General features: G+C 41.0%; 16 protein-coding genes and 1 riboswitch. Of the genes, 6 read left to right on the top strand and 10 right to left on the bottom strand.

Features of this window, described 5'->3' with window-relative positions:
* Positions 1-151 precede the first annotated feature (151 nt).
* Positions 152-297: riboswitch (Lysine riboswitch) on the bottom strand.
* Between the two features lie 805 nt (positions 298-1,102).
* Positions 1,103-1,648, bottom strand: a complete 546-nt coding sequence (locus BM057_RS04475) for a DUF488 domain-containing protein (protein ID WP_092091783.1) — start codon at positions 1,646-1,648, stop codon at positions 1,103-1,105.
* A 168-nt stretch (positions 1,649-1,816) separates the two neighbouring features.
* On the opposite strand from BM057_RS04475, the gene BM057_RS04480 reads away from it, so the two are divergent.
* Positions 1,817-3,283, top strand: a complete 1,467-nt coding sequence (locus tag BM057_RS04480; protein WP_052181717.1) for a PTS transporter subunit EIIC — start codon at positions 1,817-1,819, stop codon at positions 3,281-3,283.
* A gap of 158 nt (positions 3,284-3,441) precedes the next feature.
* Positions 3,442-4,026 (top strand): hypothetical protein, encoded by a 585-nt coding sequence (locus BM057_RS04485; protein ID WP_092091785.1) that lies wholly within the window; start codon positions 3,442-3,444, stop codon positions 4,024-4,026.
* Between the two features lie 135 nt (positions 4,027-4,161).
* On the opposite strand, the gene BM057_RS04490 is transcribed toward BM057_RS04485, so the two are convergent.
* Together BM057_RS04490 and BM057_RS04495 are read right to left on the bottom strand one after the other, a co-directional pair.
* Positions 4,162-4,962 carry a tryptophan-rich sensory protein gene (locus tag BM057_RS04490; protein WP_047389843.1) on the bottom strand — a complete coding sequence of 267 codons (801 nt, stop codon included), beginning with the start codon at positions 4,960-4,962 and terminating at the stop codon, positions 4,162-4,164.
* 548 nt (positions 4,963-5,510) lie between these two features.
* Entirely contained in the window at positions 5,511-6,395 is an 885-nt protein-coding gene (locus tag BM057_RS04495; protein WP_092091787.1) for a LysR family transcriptional regulator, read from the bottom strand.
* 137 nt (positions 6,396-6,532) lie between these two features.
* On the opposite strand from BM057_RS04495, the gene BM057_RS04500 reads away from it, so the two are divergent.
* The 4 genes from BM057_RS04500 (at position 6,533) to BM057_RS04515 (ending at position 11,868) form a co-directional block, all read left to right on the top strand.
* Complete coding sequence (locus BM057_RS04500; RefSeq protein ID WP_092091789.1) at positions 6,533-7,723, top strand: coenzyme F420-0:L-glutamate ligase; 1,191 nt, start codon at positions 6,533-6,535, stop codon at positions 7,721-7,723.
* A gap of 713 nt (positions 7,724-8,436) precedes the next feature.
* Positions 8,437-9,513: a TPM domain-containing protein gene (locus BM057_RS04505; RefSeq protein ID WP_092091791.1), complete on the top strand. Its 1,077-nt coding sequence runs from the start codon at positions 8,437-8,439 to the stop codon at positions 9,511-9,513.
* A gap of 25 nt (positions 9,514-9,538) precedes the next feature.
* Entirely contained in the window at positions 9,539-10,216 is a 678-nt protein-coding gene (locus BM057_RS04510) for a PspA/IM30 family protein (protein ID WP_092091793.1), read from the top strand.
* 281 nt (positions 10,217-10,497) lie between these two features.
* On the top strand, positions 10,498-11,868 hold the full coding sequence (locus BM057_RS04515; protein WP_047390032.1) for an FAD-dependent oxidoreductase: 1,371 nt from the start codon (positions 10,498-10,500) through the stop codon (positions 11,866-11,868).
* Between the two features lie 671 nt (positions 11,869-12,539).
* Here the strand turns inward: BM057_RS04515 and BM057_RS04520 are convergent.
* From BM057_RS04520 to BM057_RS04550, 7 genes are all read right to left on the bottom strand, one after another.
* A complete protein-coding gene (locus tag BM057_RS04520) occupies positions 12,540-13,433 on the bottom strand; it encodes an alpha/beta fold hydrolase (RefSeq protein ID WP_092091795.1) in 894 nt (297 codons plus the stop codon).
* Between the two features lie 56 nt (positions 13,434-13,489).
* On the bottom strand, positions 13,490-14,191 hold the full coding sequence (gloB, locus tag BM057_RS04525; protein WP_092091797.1) for a hydroxyacylglutathione hydrolase: 702 nt from the start codon (positions 14,189-14,191) through the stop codon (positions 13,490-13,492).
* Entirely contained in the window at positions 14,188-14,679 is a 492-nt protein-coding gene (locus BM057_RS04530; RefSeq protein ID WP_425439015.1) for a YbaK/EbsC family protein, read from the bottom strand. Before BM057_RS04530 ends, gloB begins: the two co-directional genes overlap by 4 nt.
* A 49-nt stretch (positions 14,680-14,728) precedes the next feature.
* Positions 14,729-15,517, bottom strand: a complete 789-nt coding sequence (yghU, locus tag BM057_RS04535; RefSeq protein WP_092091801.1) for a glutathione-dependent disulfide-bond oxidoreductase — start codon at positions 15,515-15,517, stop codon at positions 14,729-14,731.
* 252 nt (positions 15,518-15,769) lie between these two features.
* Positions 15,770-16,330 carry an NUDIX hydrolase gene (locus tag BM057_RS04540; protein WP_092091803.1) on the bottom strand — a complete coding sequence of 187 codons (561 nt, stop codon included), beginning with the start codon at positions 16,328-16,330 and terminating at the stop codon, positions 15,770-15,772.
* A 14-nt stretch (positions 16,331-16,344) separates the two neighbouring features.
* Positions 16,345-16,824, bottom strand: a complete 480-nt coding sequence (gene rlmH / locus BM057_RS04545; protein ID WP_092091805.1) for a 23S rRNA (pseudouridine(1915)-N(3))-methyltransferase RlmH — start codon at positions 16,822-16,824, stop codon at positions 16,345-16,347.
* A 432-nt stretch (positions 16,825-17,256) separates the two neighbouring features.
* Positions 17,257-18,486 (bottom strand): S1C family serine protease, encoded by a 1,230-nt coding sequence (locus tag BM057_RS04550; RefSeq protein WP_092091807.1) that lies wholly within the window; start codon positions 18,484-18,486, stop codon positions 17,257-17,259.
* Positions 18,487-19,115: the final 629 nt, after the last annotated feature.

Genomic DNA, 19,115 nt, shown 5'->3' on the forward strand with positions numbered 1-19,115 from the left:
TACAATGATTGACATAAGCTCCGTTTCAACTAAGCGAATTTTTACAGCTAGCATCAACTAACCATTTGTTCAACTAACTTCTCAGATACGGGCAAAAATAGCATAAAAAAAATCATGAGCAAAAGGGACTCATGATTTTCCTTCTGCCCTCAATATAAGCAGCACTCCGCATTTGAGATGGGCATCTCAAACTAGGCAGTACCATACTTATTCAGCATGGCCCCAACACCTCATGGCATTTCGGCGATTACCCCTTTCAACAAGCTACTCTTGATAACCGCGACCTCTACTTATATTGCTTTTTTATCTAATTGTCGTTTCATTATTTTAATCATGCTATCATATTGGGCAGCGCAAAGCAAATAAAATTTTATTTTAAATTGCTGGAGCTGTTACTAGTTTGCTTGATCTCCGTCATCAAGAGTCGAAACAACTGTTGGTGCACGATAAAATTTTGTATACTGCACACTCGGAAGCTGTGATGGGTTTGAGTGTGCCATAAGAGACCGTTTATCACACACTCAAGAGTTAAAACGAGTGCGAGTGTGCCATAAAAGCTCGTTTATCATACACTCAAGAGTTAAAACAGGCTTGAGTATGCAATAAGAGCTCCTTTATCATACACTCAGAAGCTAAAATGGATGCGAGTGTGCCATAAGAGCTCGTTTATTACACACTCAAGAGCTAAAACGAGTGCGAGTGTGCCATAAGAGACCGTTTATCACTCACTCAAGAGCTAAAACAGGCTTGAGTATGCAATAAGAGCTCGTTTATCACACACTCAGAAGCTAAAATGGATGCGAGCGTGCCATAAGAGTCTATTTATCCTACCCTTGGGAATTGGAACCTAACGAGCTTTGCGGTCCCACTCGTGCGCACTTTCTGATTTGAGTTGGAATCAAAAGAGCTTTGAAGTCCTACTCGAGTCCACTTTCAACTTTAAGCTGGTCTCAACACAGCGGCGGAGTGCTTTTAACAAGCCAAATAGGAAAAGACTCGTCGGGAGGACGAGTCTTTTCTTTATTGAGTTGGGATAACATTTGCAAAGGACACCTAGCTCAGCTCTGCAAAAAACTGGCTTATCCTGCAGCCATTTAGACAGTCACTGTTCGTCTTCCTGTTTCGGATAGATCAATGTAGAGCCTTCTTGAATGGGTTTTGCGCCGTACAGGCCGATCTCATGGGGAATCGTTTTTTTCTCTGTCATAATATGATACACGGACAATCCTTTTAGTGCCAAAGTATTTGAAATCAGCAATCGGTGGCAGCGCCAAGGAACACTTTCGGAACACATATAACAGACGCGCTCCTTCTGTCCAGTCTCGATCAGACTACTGATTCCCTTTTCATATTCTTCGGTCAAACTGTAAGCTGCATAATTACGAAAGGACGTATTCTTCCATCCGTCAACTAAGGACTCATCGATCTCGCGGTTTTTCTTCCTTCTACCGCCTAACACAGGAAAATGAAGATAGCGAATCGAGTGCTCAGGCAGCCACTTTTCCATTTCTTCTTTGTCAAATTGCGGCAAACGTCTGCTGCCAGGATAAGCACGAACATCAACTAGCGTTTCGATCTCGTACGCTTTAAGCAAATCAATAAACTCCTCTCTGCTGTGTGTTGAATGTCCAATCGTATAGATATTCATTGTGGATCCGCCTTTCTTCATCTTTTCAACTAACTGTTACACTACTTTCATTTTTGGCTTTCTTTTCGTTTGTGTCAATAAAAACAGCCTGAGAGTCAATTAGTGGTGTACTCTCAAGAGTTATGAGAATATAGAAGCAAGAAAACAATCTAGTGAGGAGCGGATGTTATGACATTGCAAAAAGATTATACTCATTTAGCTAAGCAAATTATTCAGTATGTAGGAGGTGAAGAAAACATCAAAAAAGTGATCCATTGTGTCACACGCCTGCGCTTTTATTTGAAAGACGAAGCCAAAGCACAAGATGAGACGATCGAAAACTTGGACGGTGTGATGGGTGTCATATCCGCTGGCGGCCAATATCAGGTGGTGATCGGTCCAGCTGTAGATGATGTGTATGCGGCAGTTTCCTCTGAGCTATCCCTTTCTGAAGAGCAGGAGACTGCAGAAAACGGTGATGAACAAGCCCAAACTACAGAAGACCTATCCGCTTGGGGCAAAGTCAAACGAGGTGCCAACCAGCTCTTAGGGGTGATCACAGGTTCCATGATGCCGATCATCAGTATCTTAGCTGCTTCCGGTATCATGAAAAGTTTGCTGGCGTTATTGACGGGTTCGGATTTGATCACGGATACGGGCAATTTTTATTTGATCGTCAATGCTATGGCAGATGCCGTTTTTTATTTTCTGCCTGTATTGATCGGCTTCAACGCAGCTAATCGTTTAGGCGGCAATCCAGTTTTAACAGCGGTGATTGGAGGAGCGATTATGTATCCCGCTATTCTTGACGCTGCTGACCAAGGAATGAATATTTTGTCCATCGGCACATTTGACTTTCCCTTTGTCTCATACACGTACTCCATCTTTCCAATGATCTTAGCAGCTTGGCTGGTGAAAAAAATAGAAGCTTGGCTAAAGACCTGGGTGCCTTCTTTCCTTCAAGCCGTTGTAAACCCGATCATTGTGATTGGCCTTGTCACTTCTGTCACGTTTCTCGTTACCGGCCCTATTATCACGTGGCTTTCATTCGGATTGGCAAATGGTCTCCAAACATTATTAAATTGGAACGCGCCTATTTTTGGTGCTGTCATTGATGGTTTCTATCAATTATTGGTTATTTTTGGACTCCACTGGGGTATTATTCCGATTTATGTCAATGACTTTGCAACATTAGGCTATAGCTACCTTTCAGCGATCGTGAGTGTGACCATCGTTGGACAAGCTGGGGCGGCTCTCGCTGTAGCGGTCAAATCCAAAAAGCCCAAAGTAAAAGAATTGGGCTATGCGGCAACCATATCTGCCTTTTGCGGCATTACTGAACCAGCTATTTATGGGATTACATTACGTTATCGCCGTCCCTTTATCTGCGCCAGCATCGGTAGTGCGGTCGGCGGCTTTCTTACCGGGCTTTTCCATGTCAATATGTGGAGCATTATCGGCTCGATCATTGGGCTGCCGTCTTACATCGATCCTGAAAATGGGATCACGTCTAACTTTTGGTATGCGCTCCTCATCACAGGCATCACTTTGCTCGTCGCCTTCTTGCTGACGTACTTCTGGGGCTACAACGATCAAATGGAAATGAGTGCCAAACGCGAAAAGCCTAAAAACCCGGCAAAAATGAAGCAAGCCTAAACTATTCATGCATAGTAAGCTTGGAGGAGATGCTTTTACTCAAAGTTTATCATGGTTAAAGCATAGCTAATGCTTTAAATAAAAGTGTAAGAAAATTTTCCAAAATTAGAACTGCAGCTTTTTAAATGTCTTTAGTTCCTTAAAAGAGGAGAATCAGCATGGAAAAAAGTAAGTTAATTTGGCTGGAACAACTACTTTTACTTAGTTTATTATTAACTGTTGTTGCAGGTTGTTCAAAATTAAGTGATCCCAATGTAAAGTCAATTGAATCAGCTGTAAAAACAGCTTTTACTCTTCCTGATAAGGAATTGATGGAGGAAGTAAATAACCCTGATAATGCTGAAAAAATAGGAGATGTGCCAGATAACGAAAGTACAACAGATACTTCAGGTGAAAAAAACGGAATAGAAAAGTCCATGCAAGAAAGATATGGAGACATCTTTACAGACTATGGTTACGATAAGTTTACTTTAGGAATAGCTTCTATTTATCCCTCTTTAGCTGAGCAATCAGGGTACCAAACCCGTGTCGAGCAAATAAAGACCAAGCAAGACAAAGACCATCCTGAAAGATATCGCTTTGAAGTAAAACTTAATGTTATAACAAACCAAGGAGAAGAAAAAAAGACAACGATGTTCGGTAAAGCTGAATGCAATCAAAAAGAAGGGAAAATTGATTCTTTAAACATCAACGATGATGGTGGACTGGCGCAAGAAATGTCCGAATCTGCAGCAATCCCATAACCGTTACTTCTTAAAAAGTTAAGATTCATTAGGAACGAATGGATCTTACAAAAAAGAGAGGAATGTCTCACTCAAAAAAATTCATTTCTTTTAAAAAAACCGTCCCCTTATCCTAAGGGACGGTTTTCATTTTTATTAAAAATGAACTTTCCGTTGTGGTGCAGGGATGACTTTCCAATGATTGACTTTGAACTGAACAAGGGCACTGATGCCTAAACCAATAAGATACAAAAGGGCGACGAACATTAAGCGAGGATAAGCACCGTTAAATCCATCAGGCGATGTCACGAAGCTGTATATACCAAAACAGGCCCAAGCTGCCGGCAAAGGAATCGCGGCGTTTTTCAAGGCCATCATCAGTACGATCGCCAATACAAAAGCCACACTCAATAATAGGATCCCCCACATTTCTTCTGATAATCCCCATCTATTCCAGTCGATTTTGACCAAATAAGCGGCGATATTAACGATCGTTGCTACTAACAGCCAACCGTTATACAGCCCGAACGTTAAGGCAAATATATTCTTCCCTTGATTTTCGTCTTTTAAAATTTCTCGATTGATCAAAACCAAAACAACTGTTAACGCTAAAATCAATAACGTAGAGACTAAGACTTGATCGTACAAAAAAGTAACGATCCAGCCAATATTCAAAAGCGACGTCAGCCAGAACAATGGCGAAATCGTATTGATCAGTGCTTTATGACTCTCTTTTTTCCGATCAACAATCAACATAATGATCGTTATCAATACCAGCGTATAAATCACGCCCCAAATGCTAAATGTGAACGGCGCCGGCGTAATAGGTGTAAGGTATTTATTCGACATCTGCTCTTGATTCGTACCATTGATGGCGCCCGTGCTACTAATGTAGTTGACAACTAAAACGATGACCAACACAACAGCATTTAGCCAAGCTTTTATTCCTGCTTTCATGTTAATTCCTCCTTAGATTAGTTTAAAAACACCCTTGGATGAATGATCTGCTGGCATGGCGGTCTTTGTTGAATTTGATAAGGAAAACAAATGAGTTCATAAGCTGCAACCCTAGCAGATCATTATCTTTGTTATCTTAAATTTACATGAAAAGCCTTTAGCTTTCAATTAATTGGCCACACTGGCAAATCATTTCTGTTAACATGAAAGAACTGTTTCGACTGGGCAAATGGGCTCCCCTTACGTATTGAATGACCTGATGCCAGCTTCAAATTGATTGCTAACACAGCTTGTTGACCAACTCAAGCTTTGGACGGCTACCGAGCTTGTCATTAACGCTACTTATTGACTAACTCAAACGTTAGACGGCTACTGAGTTTGTCATTAACTTTACTTATTGACTAAATCAAACGTTAGACGGCTACTGAGTTTGTCATTAACGCTCTTTTTGACCAACTCAACCTTGTTTCTAGTCTCAAGTCATTTTTTTCTAATGGGTTTGAAAAGTTTGTTTCGTGAAACAAACTTTCCCTATTGATATCTCTAAGCTAGATGGTTTTGATGCTCTCAGCGAACTCTTCTGCGGCGGGAGATAAGGGAACGGATTTCAAGCGGACGATGCCGATACTTCGAGGGGGAATGTCTTCTTCCAGTTTCACCTCATACAAGTCGCCTTTTTCCAGCGGTTCTTTGGAAAACTCTTTTATCACACATGAAATACCTAAATTTATTTTTGCAAACTCCATTACCAGATCATAGGAACCTAATTCAAAAACTGGAGAAACTTGCAGCCCTTTTTTATTTAAAAAATGCTCGACATACATACGCGAGTTTGATTTTTTTTCCAAAAAAATAAGCGGCAATTCCATTAGTGTTTCAAATTTGACTGGGGCAGCGGTAATGTCCTTATACTTTTCGCCGCAAACAAAAATATCTTGAATCGTTTTGCATGGGGTGACTTGAATTTGCTGGTCTTGAATCGGCAAATTGCAGATCCCAACATCAACTGCACCCGATTTGATAAAAGTTAAAATATCGGTGGTGGTGCCATTGAGCACTTTTAGACGGATCCCAGGGTAAGCCGCATGAAATTTTTCTAAATACGGCAACAAAAAATAACGTGAGATCGTATCCCCCACGCCGATTCGCAGCTCCCCTTGCTTCAGCTGCTTAAAATCAATAATATGATTTTCCGCTGCATGTAAAATGCCCAAAGCTGAACGAACTGAGTCATTCAAACGCTGACCTTCACTTGTTAAAACGATTCCCTTTGGTGTCCGGTAAAAAAGCTGGATCCCTAATTCACTTTCCAGTTTTGAAATCGACTGACTGACTGCAGATTGGGTGGTATATAATTCCTCAGCTGCTTTTGAAAAACTTTTATGCTGACTGACAACGTTAAATACGCGATACAAGTCTAGTTTCCCTACCATATAACCTCTCCTAATATCCTCTATTATTATGATTAATTTTACTTATAGCATACATTCAGTGTATAGTAAACAAGTAAGATAAAAACAAGATAAAGCCGTTTAAAATTATTTGACCGGCTGCCAGAGGAGAGAGTCAATTGGAAAGAATCGTTGGAACGACCGTAAGAGGACTTCGTGGACCTATTATCAATGAAGGGGACCAATTAGGAGAACTTGCCGTAAGCACTATTCTAAAGGCTGCAGAAATAGAAGGTTTTGCTATTGAAGACAAAGACATCTTCGCTTTAACCGAATCAATCGTGGCACGCGCACAAGGAAATTACGCTACCATCGATGATATTGCTGCCGATGTCCATGACAAATTTGGTGATGAAACAGTAGGCGTCATTTTTCCAATTCTTAGCCGCAATCGTTTCTCTATCTTGTTAAAAGGAATCGCAAAAGGCCTGAAAAAAGTCGTATTGATGCTGAGCTACCCTTCTGATGAAGTCGGTAATCACTTAGTGGATATTGACGAATTAGATATCAAAGGCATCAACCCTTGGACAGATGTTTTGACAGAAACGGAATTCCGCGAACACTTTGGCTATAAAAAACATACCTTTACCGGTGTAGATTACATCGAATATTACAAGCAACTCATTGAAGCAGAAGGTGCTGAATGTGAAATCATCTTCTCAAATAATGCCAAAACTATTTTAGATTACACTCCAAATGTGTTGACTTGCGACATCCACACACGTGTCCGTACAAAACGCATTTTAACCAATCAAGGCGCTGAAAAAGTGTATGGATTAGATGATCTTTTGATCGCATCCCACAACGGCAGCGGCTTTAACGAAACATTTGGCTTACTTGGCTCAAACAAAGCAACAGAAAATAGTATCAAATTGTTTCCAAATAACTGCCAACCGCTTGTAGACCGCATCCAAACTAAGATCAAAGAAGCAACAGGCAAAACGATCGAAGTGATGGTTTATGGAGATGGCGCCTTCAAAGATCCTGTCGGAAAAATTTGGGAACTGGCTGATCCTGTTGTGTCACCAGCTTATACAGCTGGCCTTGCTGGAACGCCGAACGAAGTCAAACTGAAATATTTGGCCGACAACAACTTCTCTGACTTGCGTGGAGAAGAACTGCAACAAGCTATTTCTGAATATATCACGAATAAAAACGAAGACCTCATGGGTGCTATGGAATCTCAAGGTACTACACCGCGTAAGCTAACGGACTTGATCGGTTCATTATCTGATCTGACATCCGGCAGCGGCGACAAAGGAACCCCATTCGTTTACATCAAAGGCTACTTTGATAACTACACAAACTAAATATTACCCTAAAAAACCGCTTGGATATCGTCTTTTATCCAGGCGGCTTTCTTGTAATCCGTACATAATGGACACTACTTAAAGCTTGCCATTAAGCTTGATTGATTTCATAAATCTTAGCGAAAGGGTACAAAGCGAGCGAAGCGAGACTTTGCATCCGCAAAGATCTTTTGGCTTTCTCCCTATCACGTTGGGACGATTTGCTGCCAAACTACATAACAGCCAGGTCTGTAAACGAGTTGAAGGGCTTGTGCTCTGAACTTGATCACAGCAGCTCATCCTGTGAACGAGTTGCGGTTTTTACATGCTGAACTTGATCACAGGAGCCCGGTCTGTGAACGAGTTGAAGATTTTACACTCTGAACTTGATCACAGAGGCCTAGTCTGTAAACAAGTTGAAGATTTTACACTCTGAACTTGATCACAGAAATCTATCCTGTGAACGAGTTGAAAATTTTACGCTCTGAACTTGATCACAGGAGCCCGGTCTGTGAACGAGTTGAAAACTTTACGCTCTGAACTTGATCACAGCAGCCTGTCCTGTGAACAAGTTGAAGATTTTACACTCTGAACTTGATCACAGCAGCCTGTCCTGTGAACGAGTTAGAAGTTTCGTACTTTGAGCTTAATCTAGAATGCTTATAAATTGACTTGTTTTCTTGTGCTATGCTAGATTTAAGACAATTATAGTTGTGATAAAAAGGGGGGTTTTTATGGGCAGAGGCGGTGGAAGCCGAGGCGGCGGTTCTTTTGGAGGCGGTTCATCGAGAGGCGGCGGTGGTTCGTTCGGCGGAAGCAGAGGCGGTGCTGGTCGCAGCAGCGGCGGCAGTGGTCGAGGCGGTGGATCTTTTGGAGGCGGTTCATTCGGCCGTGGATCTTCTGGCAGCAACCGTGGTTCTAGCGGACCGATTTTCAGACCCGGGCCCATTTTTATACCAGGCAGTTCGCGTCGATACAGAAGAGGACCTGGTTATGGTGGCGTGGGTGGCGGAAATTCCGGATGCGGTTGCGGATGTGGTACAATCGTCTTTTTCTTGCTGATTCTATTTGTCCTGTTCTTTTTGTTTGGCAGTTTTCAATCTAGCAGCCCAGGCACTCCAGGAAGCTTTGGCGGATCGAATGATATCACAAAATCAACGATTGAGCGTAAGCCGCTAAATAAGGGTTCCGTCAATGAAACAGCATATTTTACAGATGAAGCTGGCTGGATTGGCAACCAAACAGCACTGACAAAAGGATTGAAGCACTTTTATGATAAAACGGGTGTCCAACCTTATGTTTACATTACAGATGATATCAAGGGCTCATCTCAGTTATCTGACGATGAGCTAGCTGATTATGCTAATCAGCTTTATGATCAATTGTTTACGGACGAAGCTCATCTCCTACTCGTTTTTTATGAACCTGTTCCTAATCAATACCAAGATTACTATGTGACTGGAACACAAGCTAAAAGCGTCATTGACTCAGAAGCTGGCGATATTCTTTTAGACTACATTGATCGGTACTATTATGAAGATTTGACAGATGAGGAATTTTTCAGCAAAGCGTTTCATGACGCTGCTGACCGAATCATGAAAGTCACTCGTTCACCATGGATCACAGTCTTTATTGTATTGGGTATTGTTTTGCTGATCGGTCTGCTCTTCTTCTGGTGGCAGCGTTCTAAACAACAAAAGAATTTAGAAGCCAAACAAACAGAAGAAATTCTCAAGACGCCGATCGAAAAGTATGGCAACACAGAAGCTGAAGAATTAGCAAAGAAATATGAAGATAAACAAAACAAATAAATGATCCTTTAAGGAGGAAGAAAAGATGGCAATTTTAGACCGTTTTTCCGATATTATTCATGCAAACATCAACGCGGTGATCGACCGAATGGAAGATCCTGAAAAAATGATCGACCAATACTTGCGTGATATGACCGAAGACCTAGCAGAAGTCAAACGCAACACAGCAGGCGTCATCGCAGAAGAAACACGTGCGAAACGCGAAGTAGATCAGAACGAAGCTGAAGTTGTGAAATATAACGACTATGCTAAAAAAGCTTTAAGTGCTGGAAACGAAGACGATGCGCGTATTTTCCTAAAGAAAAAGCAAGAGTTAGAAAACGTTGGAACGGGCTTGGCGCAAGCTTATGCTGCTGCACATGAAAATGCTACGAAGATGCGTCAAATGCACGACAAACTAGCTTCCGATATCGAAACCTTGAAAGGTCGCCGTGCGATGATCAAAGGCAAGATGTCTGTAGCAAAAACACAAGAAAAATTAAACGACGTGAGCGAATCAGTGGGCAAAACACAAGGCGCAATGGGCTCCTTCTCACGCATGGAAGAAAAAGCTGACCGTATGCTGGACGAAGCTAATGCAATGTCAGAACTCAACCAAGAACCTGTTGATGAAACGAAAGCATTGGAAGAAAAATACGCTAGTGAAGGTTCAGCTGCTGTTGAAGATGAACTGAACCGTCTCAAATCAGAAATGGATCTATAATCCACATAACTTTATCATTAAAAAGAGCAGGATTGTCTTTTAAACAGACAGTTCTGCTCTTTTTTGTTCATCCGTCACTTTCAAAACCTACAGAAAGCAAGACATTATTTTGTGACGAAACTTTTTCTTTTGTTACAAATTCTTAAAGAAGTGCAAAGATCCACAAATTCATTGTGAATATATTTGCATTATTCCCTTTGAAACGTTACGCTTTAAAGGAGGAAGGCTGTTAAACAAAATAGCATGTTTTATGGCCTTATCTTAATATTAGGAGGTATATTATGTCGAAAACTAAAGTTATTATTGTGGGAGCTTCACATGGCGGTCACCAAGCGGTTTTAGAATTATTGAACAAATACGATGATCTTGAGATCACGATGTTTGAAGCAGCCGACTATGTTTCCTTTATGTCTTGTGGAATGGAGTTATATTTAGAAGATAGCGTGACAAGTGTTTATGATGTACGAAACTTTGAACCTTCCCTATTTACTGAACAAGGGGTCAATGTTTTCAATAATCATCAAGTAAAATGCATTAATGCGGATAAAAAAACGGTCACTGTCCTCGATAAAAAAAATAACCAAGAGAACGACTATACCTATGACAAATTGATTTTAAGTTCAGGTGTTATGCCGAATAGTTTGCCTGTACCTGGTGCAGATTTGGAAAATGTCTTCTTGATGCGAGGATATGATTGGGCAACTAAAATCAAAGAAAAATTAGAAGATGATTCCATTAAAAAAGTAACCGTTATCGGAGCTGGCTATATTGGTATTGAAGCTGCTAAAGCGAGCCGCAGAGCTGGAAAAGAAGTTGTTCTGCTAGACATGATCGATCGCTCATTGGGAACTTATTTGGATACTGAAATGACTGATATCCTTGAAAAACATTTGGAAGAAAATGGCATTCAATTAGGTATGGGGGCACACATTGAAGCTTATGTCGGTGATCAAACAGTATCTGCTGTTAAAACAAAAGATACGGAATACCCTAGCGACCTTGTCATCCAAGCAGCAGGCGTAAAACCAAACACTGAATGGTTAAAAGACATCGTTTCATTAGATGAACGCGGCTGGATCAATACTGATGAATATTTGCGGACAAACTTGCAAGACGTCTATGCGATTGGAGACGCTACACTGGCTTATTCTGTAGCCGCTCAAAAGAAAACACCGATTGCTTTGGCATCTGTTGCACGCCGCGAAGCAAAATATGTGGTTGAACACTTATTTGAAAGCACACCTTCCCTGCCATTCCAAGGGGTGGTCGGATCTTCTGCTTTAAATGTTTTTGACTATAACTTTGCTGCTACAGGGCTAAATACCTTTACCGCTGAACGTGCGGGCGTTGAAGTCGCTACTTCCTTCTACCAAGATACCCTGCGCCCAAGTTATGTTCCGGAAAGCGAAGGCAACCCTGCTGTGTACGTACAACTACTATTTGATCCAATCACTCATATTTTGCTGGGCGGTGCAGTGCTGTCGACTTATGATGTTACTGGTCAAGGCAATGTATTAGCTTTAGCTGTTCAACACCGTATGACACTTGAAGACTTAGCAGTAGCAGACTTCTTCTTCCAACCTGAATTCGACCGTCAATGGGGCGTATTGAACCTTGCTGCACAACATGCACTGAACGGTCCTAAGTTTTAAGATACTGACGATGGTACGTTAAAATAAACATTTGAATACCTAAGAAATGACATTGGTGAGTATGTTCGCCAGTGTCATTTTTCTATTTCTAAAAGCTTTTTTGCCAACCAAGTCTAAAACTTTCTCATTAACACTGCAACGAACACTTTTTATAAAGCAGTCTCCTCCTTCTGTGCTCGGTATAGGCGAATGGATTTTTAGCTCGGTGCTAGTAAACTATGCTTAGCAGCAAAGGTTAAATGCTATTGCACTGCAACTCGTTCACAGACTGGGCTCCTGTGATCAAGTTCAGAGTGTAAAATCTTCAACTTGTTCACAGACTAGGCTCCTATGAACAAGTTCAGAGCGTAAAATTTTCAACTCGTTCATAGACCGGGCTCCTGTGATCAAGTTCAGAGCGTAAAACCTGTAACTCGTTCACAGACTGGGCTACTGTGATCAAGTTCAGCATGTAAAAACTGCAACTCGTTCACAGACTAGGCTGCTGTGATCAAATTCATCATGTAAAAACTGCAACTCGTTCACAGGATGAGCGTTTGTCGACAAGTAGAACTCTATTGCACTTCAATTTCTAGTGTTAACGGCTATTAAATAATTGGACACGCAAAAGTAACAATGAAAAAATCCAGCAATGGTAAGCATCATTTCTATGCTCACTATTGCTGGATTTCTCATTTTCCTGTCGTCTCTGTCGACCTCGCTTCATATCCTGCAATAAAGTCCATCATCAGCTGGTTAACGTGTTCTGGTTCTTCGTGCTGGACCCAATGTGTGGCCTCTCCTAACAATATTCCTTGACCATTTTCGCAATATTGAAGACTTGCATCTGCTAGTCCGCTTCCTAAAAACTGGTCTTTAGCTCCCCAGATCACTAAAGTTGGAACCGTTACTTTTAATGGCGCCTTGGATGCTGTCATTCCCGGCAAATTGGCTCTGTACCAATTGATCATGGAACGCATGGCATTTGGTTGAGACCAAGCCGTACGATAACATTGCAACTCTTCATCATTGAATGTTCCTTTTCGGCTGCTGTTTTGTAACGCGCTCAATGCTGGTTTCCAATTAGAAAACTGTAAAAGCCGCTCTGGTACTTTTCGAAGCTGGAAGAAAAGAATATAAGAGCTTTTTAAGAGCTGACTAGGCTGGCGGACGATTTGTCTGCCCATAGCCGCTTCATGCGGAGCATTTAGAATAATCAATTTGTGAATTAATTGAGGGAACTCTCTTGCCACTCTCCAAGCAACGATTCCGCCCCAGTCATGTCCGATAAGAAAAACTTTTTCTTTACCGGAAGCTTTGATCAAACCAACAATGTCTGCTACTAGATACTCTATGCGATAATCAGTTACCTTTTCTGGTTTATCACTAAGATTGTATCCTCTTTGATCTGGCGCCCACACTCGAAATCCCTTATCTGCTAAATAAGCCATTTGTTTGTGCCAACCGTACCAGTACTCTGGAAAACCGTGAAGAAGAAGTACCAAATCTCCTTCTTCAGGGCCTTGCTGAACAACATGCAATTTTATCCCATTGGTTTCAATAGATTGATGTTCCCGCTTCTCCATATGTGCTGTTTCCTCCTCTTCGGACACTCACCAAAACCTTCTTATTGACTCTACCACTAAAATTGATCCCGTGCTTTGCGCAAAGTGATGAAATCTTCTAATGTCTCTGCAGTAAGAAACGGATTGATTTTTTTCTCTCTGCCAATGGTAGAAGGCAAAGTCGGAACTCCTTTTTTACGAAGCGCATTAACTTGGTCCAATGCTTCCGTAATAGTTTCGTTAGAAGGCTGTACGGAATGAGCAAAACGTAAATTCGTTTGTGTATATTCGTGAGCTGCAAAAACTTTCACTTCATCCTTCAACTGTTTAAATTTCTGCAAAGCATCGTATTGGGCTTGGTAATCGCCTGTGAAGACGCGTCCGCAGCCTGCTGAAAACAAAGCATCGCCGCAAAAGAGCGCTTCTTCCATTAAAAGACTGACATGTCCTTCTGTATGCCCAGCTGTTTTGAAAACTTGGAAACTTTTGCCCAACAATTCAAAAGCATCGCCTTCCTGAATGATATGATTTGCTAAAGAAGCTGTTTCTTGGGGTCCATAAACAGGCGTGTTCGGGTACTGGGTGACGATTTCTTTCACTCCGCCGACATGATCTTCATGGTGGTGAGTCAAAAGAATGGCTTTTAAATCAAGATGGTGTTTTTCCAAGTAGGCTAGAACGCCCTCAGCCTCTCCTGGGTCGACCACTATTGCTTTTGTTCCTTCTTCTATAACCCAAATATAATTGTCAGAAAAAGCTTTAATTGGTTGAATGTTCACCGCAATTCCCCCTCTTTTAAATTATCATTGTAAATCAGCAGCTTATTTCCAAGCAGCGCAATGACCTTTTTCAAATCTTCCGCTAAGATGACCATCGTTTGATCAGGACTAGCAGGAGCAAAAACCAATTTTTCTTGTTCAAATAGCTCTGCATCTACAATTACTGGAATGGAAGCTTCATATCCTACAGGTGTGACTGCCCCTGCTTTTTGACCCGTCAGTTCTTCCATCTCCGCAGATTTTACAATTGAAACTTTCTCTCCCACTACTTGTTTTAATCGTTTAAAGTCAGTATGCTTTGTCGTGAATGTTACAAATGAATAATAGTTTCCTGACTTGCCTTTCAAAAAGAGTGCTTTGGTCTCTGTCCCTGTAAATCCTTTTTCTTCCTTCATGATCACAGCATCTTCATTCGTATAAATCGGATCATGATGATACAATTCAAAATAAATGTCATGCTCTTTTAAAAAGGCTTCAAGGTTGATCAACATTTTTTTCTCCTCTCATCATTTCATGGACATTTGCAGGCTCCTTGATTTAATTCTCGATAGGTTGATACTCTGCTTCCAGACCCTTTTGAACACCTGGTCGTTCCGCAATGAGATGAGCCCATTCTAAAAGATGAGGATATTCTTCTATATTTAGAAATTCATCTGATCCTTCATATAGTTTCCCTAAAGCCAGACGACCATACCAAGGCCAAATGGCAATGTCTGCAATCGTATAGGTATCGCCAGCTACATAAGAACGCTTTGCTAAAGTTTGATCGAGTAAATCTAATTGGCGCTTTGTTTCCATCGTAAAACGATCGATCGGGTACTTCATCGGTTCTGGAGCATAAGCGAAAAAGTGGCCAAATCCTCCGCCAATATAAGGACCTGCACCAATTTGCCAGAATAACCAATTGAGGGTTTCAGTCCGACCCTGAATGTCTTTTGGAATCAATTGGTCAAATTTTTCAGCTAAGTAAAGAAGAATCGAACCGGATTCAAAAATGTCTACACGAGGATTTTGGCTTTGATCCACTAAAGCTGGGATTTTAGAATTCGGATTGATCTCAACAAAATCGGAACCAAACTGGTCGCCTTCCCCAATATTAATGGTATACAAGTCATAATCAGCACCGGCTACACCTAATTCTTTTAATTCTTCCAGCATTACCGTGATCTTGATACCGTTTGGCGTTCCTAATGAATACAGTTGGAACGGAGCCTCTCCTACTGGTAATTTCTGTTCGAAACGACTGCCGGCAGTTGGACGGTTGCCCCCTTTTTCCGTATTCTCTTCTTCCCATTGCCACACTTTTGGTAATTCATATGCTTCCATCAATACCACTCCTTATGATGTTTATTTATAACTTCATCATACTACTCGTACACCAAAGTACTCAAACATTAGCTCACTAACCTATTTAACACTGTAACGGACACAATAAAAGGTAAAAGAATACTTGCTGAAACAGTCTGGGCAAGCCGGTCTAAAACACTGCAGAAAACATTGTCAGTAACATACTTTTCTTCAATCGCTCTTTAGCAAATACATCTGTGTCCCATTGTGTAGTGTTTTTTACCGATATGTTTATTTCATCATCTTTAGTTTATCATTCAATTTTTGATAAACCACCTTCATTTCCGGCTCTGTGCAGGCTTTTACAGCTTCATCTAAATCCATCCATCTCACCGCACTGTTTTCATCCGGTTTAATGGTCGTTTTTTCGTTTTCGTCAGCTTCTATCAAATACGTTACATTCAAATGCAGATGTGTAGCAATCGGTTCGCCATTTTTGACATGCGCTGGAACGCCTAAAATTTCAAGTGAATAAATGTCGTTCGATACCGGAGCAATAGCCGTTAAGCCTGTTTCTTCTTCTGTCTCTTTCAACGCCACGTGCAGCAGATCTGCATCGCCATCTGCATGTCCGCCGATCCATGACCAAGATTGATAAATATTATGATAAGCCATTACTACCTTTGACCGGTCTTGATTAACGATCCAAGCCGACGAAGTAAAGTGAGCAAATTCATTTTCTCGCGTCAGCAAGTTATCAAATGTATCTAGATAGCGCAGCATGACTTCTTGTTCTTTAGCTTCTTGAGCATGATAAGGTTTGTACTGACTGATTTGTTCTTTCAAGTTCATGTAAAAAAACTCCTTTACTTATGATACGGCTCATTACGGATGATCTTGAAGCTTCGGTAGACCTGTTCCACAAGTACGAGCCGCATCAATTGGTGCGGCAATGTCATTTTGCCAAATGAAATTTGTATATTGCTGCGCTGCATCACTGCTTTGCTTAAGCCAAGTGAACCGCCAATGACAAAAACAAGGTTGCTATGTCCACGGATACCCAGCTGCTCGATTTCCTTAGCTAGTTCTTCTGACGTTCGCTGTTTGCCTTCGATCGCCAGGGCAAAGACATAAGCTTGTTCGGGGATCTTGGCTAAAATCCGTTCCCCTTCTTTGTCTTTCACCTGTTCCATTTCCGCTTCGCTTAATTTTTCGGGCGCTTTTTCATCCGGAACTTCGACCAATTCGATTTTTGCATATGCACCTAACCGTTTTTTATATTCTTCGATTCCCATCTTCAAATATTTTTCTTTTAACTTCCCCACATTAATGATTTTAATATTCACAGTTACCCACCTCAAGTCACAAGTTATCCACAAAAGTTATACACATGTCCACAGGTTGCTTCCCATGATTTAGTATGCGAAAATTTGTTCATCACAATATCTAGTCAAAAAATTTTTTTCGAAAAAAAATCCCTAAAGAGATTTCCACAGAAATTACATGCATTTTTCTCTCTTCCTTTTCTTTAAAAAAAGCTGCTATTTCAATGTTTCCCTACTATAAAAAGAAGGGGAAACAAACTTATCCCCACATGTGCATAAGCCTGTGGATAACTTTGTATCTATGCTTTTTTATTGTCTTTCTTCATCTTACAGAAGTTATCCACAGAAATCTATAGAAAGTTATCCCCATTGACAAATCTTGATGTTGTTTTCTCCACAAAAAAAGTCCTTCCTTATCTATCCACTAAATAAGAAGGACTTTTTTCACCTCATTTATAATGACTCATCTGCTTCGGTCATGGTCACTGTTGTTGTTTCTTGCTTGCCATCACGGTAGTATTTGATTTCTACTTCCTTGTTAAGTTTTGTTGAGTAAATAGCTTTTCGTAATTCAATGGAATCCGTAATTTCTTTTCCATCGAACCCAACGATCACGTCGTATTGTTTCAACTTGCCTTTGCTAGCAGCTGATCCTGGCTCAACTTTTGCCACAACAACGCCTGATGTCACATTTTCTGGAAGTTTCAGCACTGTATTTTGCTGTTGTTCAGAAATTTGTGACAGGTCTAATAGGCTGATACCTAGAACCGGTCTGACAACTTTGCCGTTCTTTTCCAATTGGGCAATAATGTCGATCACATCATTACTCGGAATAGCAAATCCCATACCTTCTACCGTATCTTCTGAGATTTTCATAGAGTTGATCCCAATAACCTGACCAGCGATATTCACTAAAGCACCGCCTGAGTTCCCAGGGTTGATTGCTGCATCTGTTTGGATCGCCGTTGTTTCCCAGTCTGCTATACCATCACCATTCGTATCAGTGGCTACACTTCTATTTTTCGCTGAAATGATACCAGAAGTTACAGATGATGCATAGTTGGTTCCAAGTGGAGATCCGATCGCAATTGCCGGTTCACCGACTGTCAACGCATTAGAATCCCCAAATTCAGCGACCGCTGTCACTTTTTCAGATGGAACTTCCAGCACTGCCAAGTCAGTCCAAACATCCTTTCCAACTAGCTTCGCTTCGACCTTTGTCCCGTCTTTCATTAAAACTTCGACTGCATCAGAATCTGCAATAACGTGATTATTGGTAACGATATAAGCCTTGTCGCCGTCTTTCTTGTAAATGACGCCACTACCTTCACTGGCTGTTTGCAAATTGGAGCCTTCTGAGCTGCTGGTATTTTCCGAATTTCCAAATAGGCCTTCAAAGCCATCCATATTTTGTTCTTGCATATTGATCACTGTGACCACTGCATCTTCCACTTTCGCCACAGCGTCCGTGATATCAGAAGACACTTCCACACGTACTTGATTAACGCCTGCCTCATTCGCTTTTTGTTCTGTTTGAGACGTTGCTGAATCACTAGAAGCATTGTCTTTATTTGTCGTCGTTGAACAGCCTGCTAGTAACAAAACAGTCAATGTACCAAACAAACTTTTCTTTAGAAGCGAGCGATCCTGTTTTTTATTATGTTCTTTATTCAACTCATTCACCTCTTAAAATATTTTCTATTTGTTATTAGAATAACCGGAATTTTTGAATTTTGTATGAAACAAATAGGATAAAATTCTGTTCTTATCTCTTTTATTCTATCACAGTTTATTCTTCTTCACGTACTCTAAAGACTTAAAGACCCCATCCATTTTTTAGCAAAATATTTTCACACTGAAACATACTGTTTTTTTACTTCTCGTCCTATCTTTCATGTCTTTTCTCTGCTTATTTTAAGTTCTTCTAACACAACAATAAACATTCTTTAGGAAGGAAGCTGCTCTTTCTAAGCTCGGTACAGATTGACGGATTTTTCGACAAGTGCTAGCAGACGAGGCTTAACAGTATAAGTTAGTTGAATTTTATTGTACTACAACTCGCCTACTGATCAAGTTCAGAATGTAAAACCCGCAACTCGTTCACAGACCAGGCTCCTGTGATCAAGTGCAGAGTATAAAAACTGCAACTTGTTCGCAGACTAGCCTGCTGTGATCAAGTGCAGAATATAAAGCCTCCAACTCGTTCACAGACTAAGCTCCTGTGATCAAGTGCAGAATATAAAACCCGCAACTCGTTCACAGACTAAGCTCCTGTGATCAAGTGCAGAATATAAAGCCTGCAACTCGTTCAC

Origin of the sequence: Pisciglobus halotolerans (genome assembly GCF_900113675.1) — a bacterium.
GTDB classification, from domain to species: domain Bacteria; phylum Bacillota; class Bacilli; order Lactobacillales; family Carnobacteriaceae; genus Pisciglobus; species Pisciglobus halotolerans.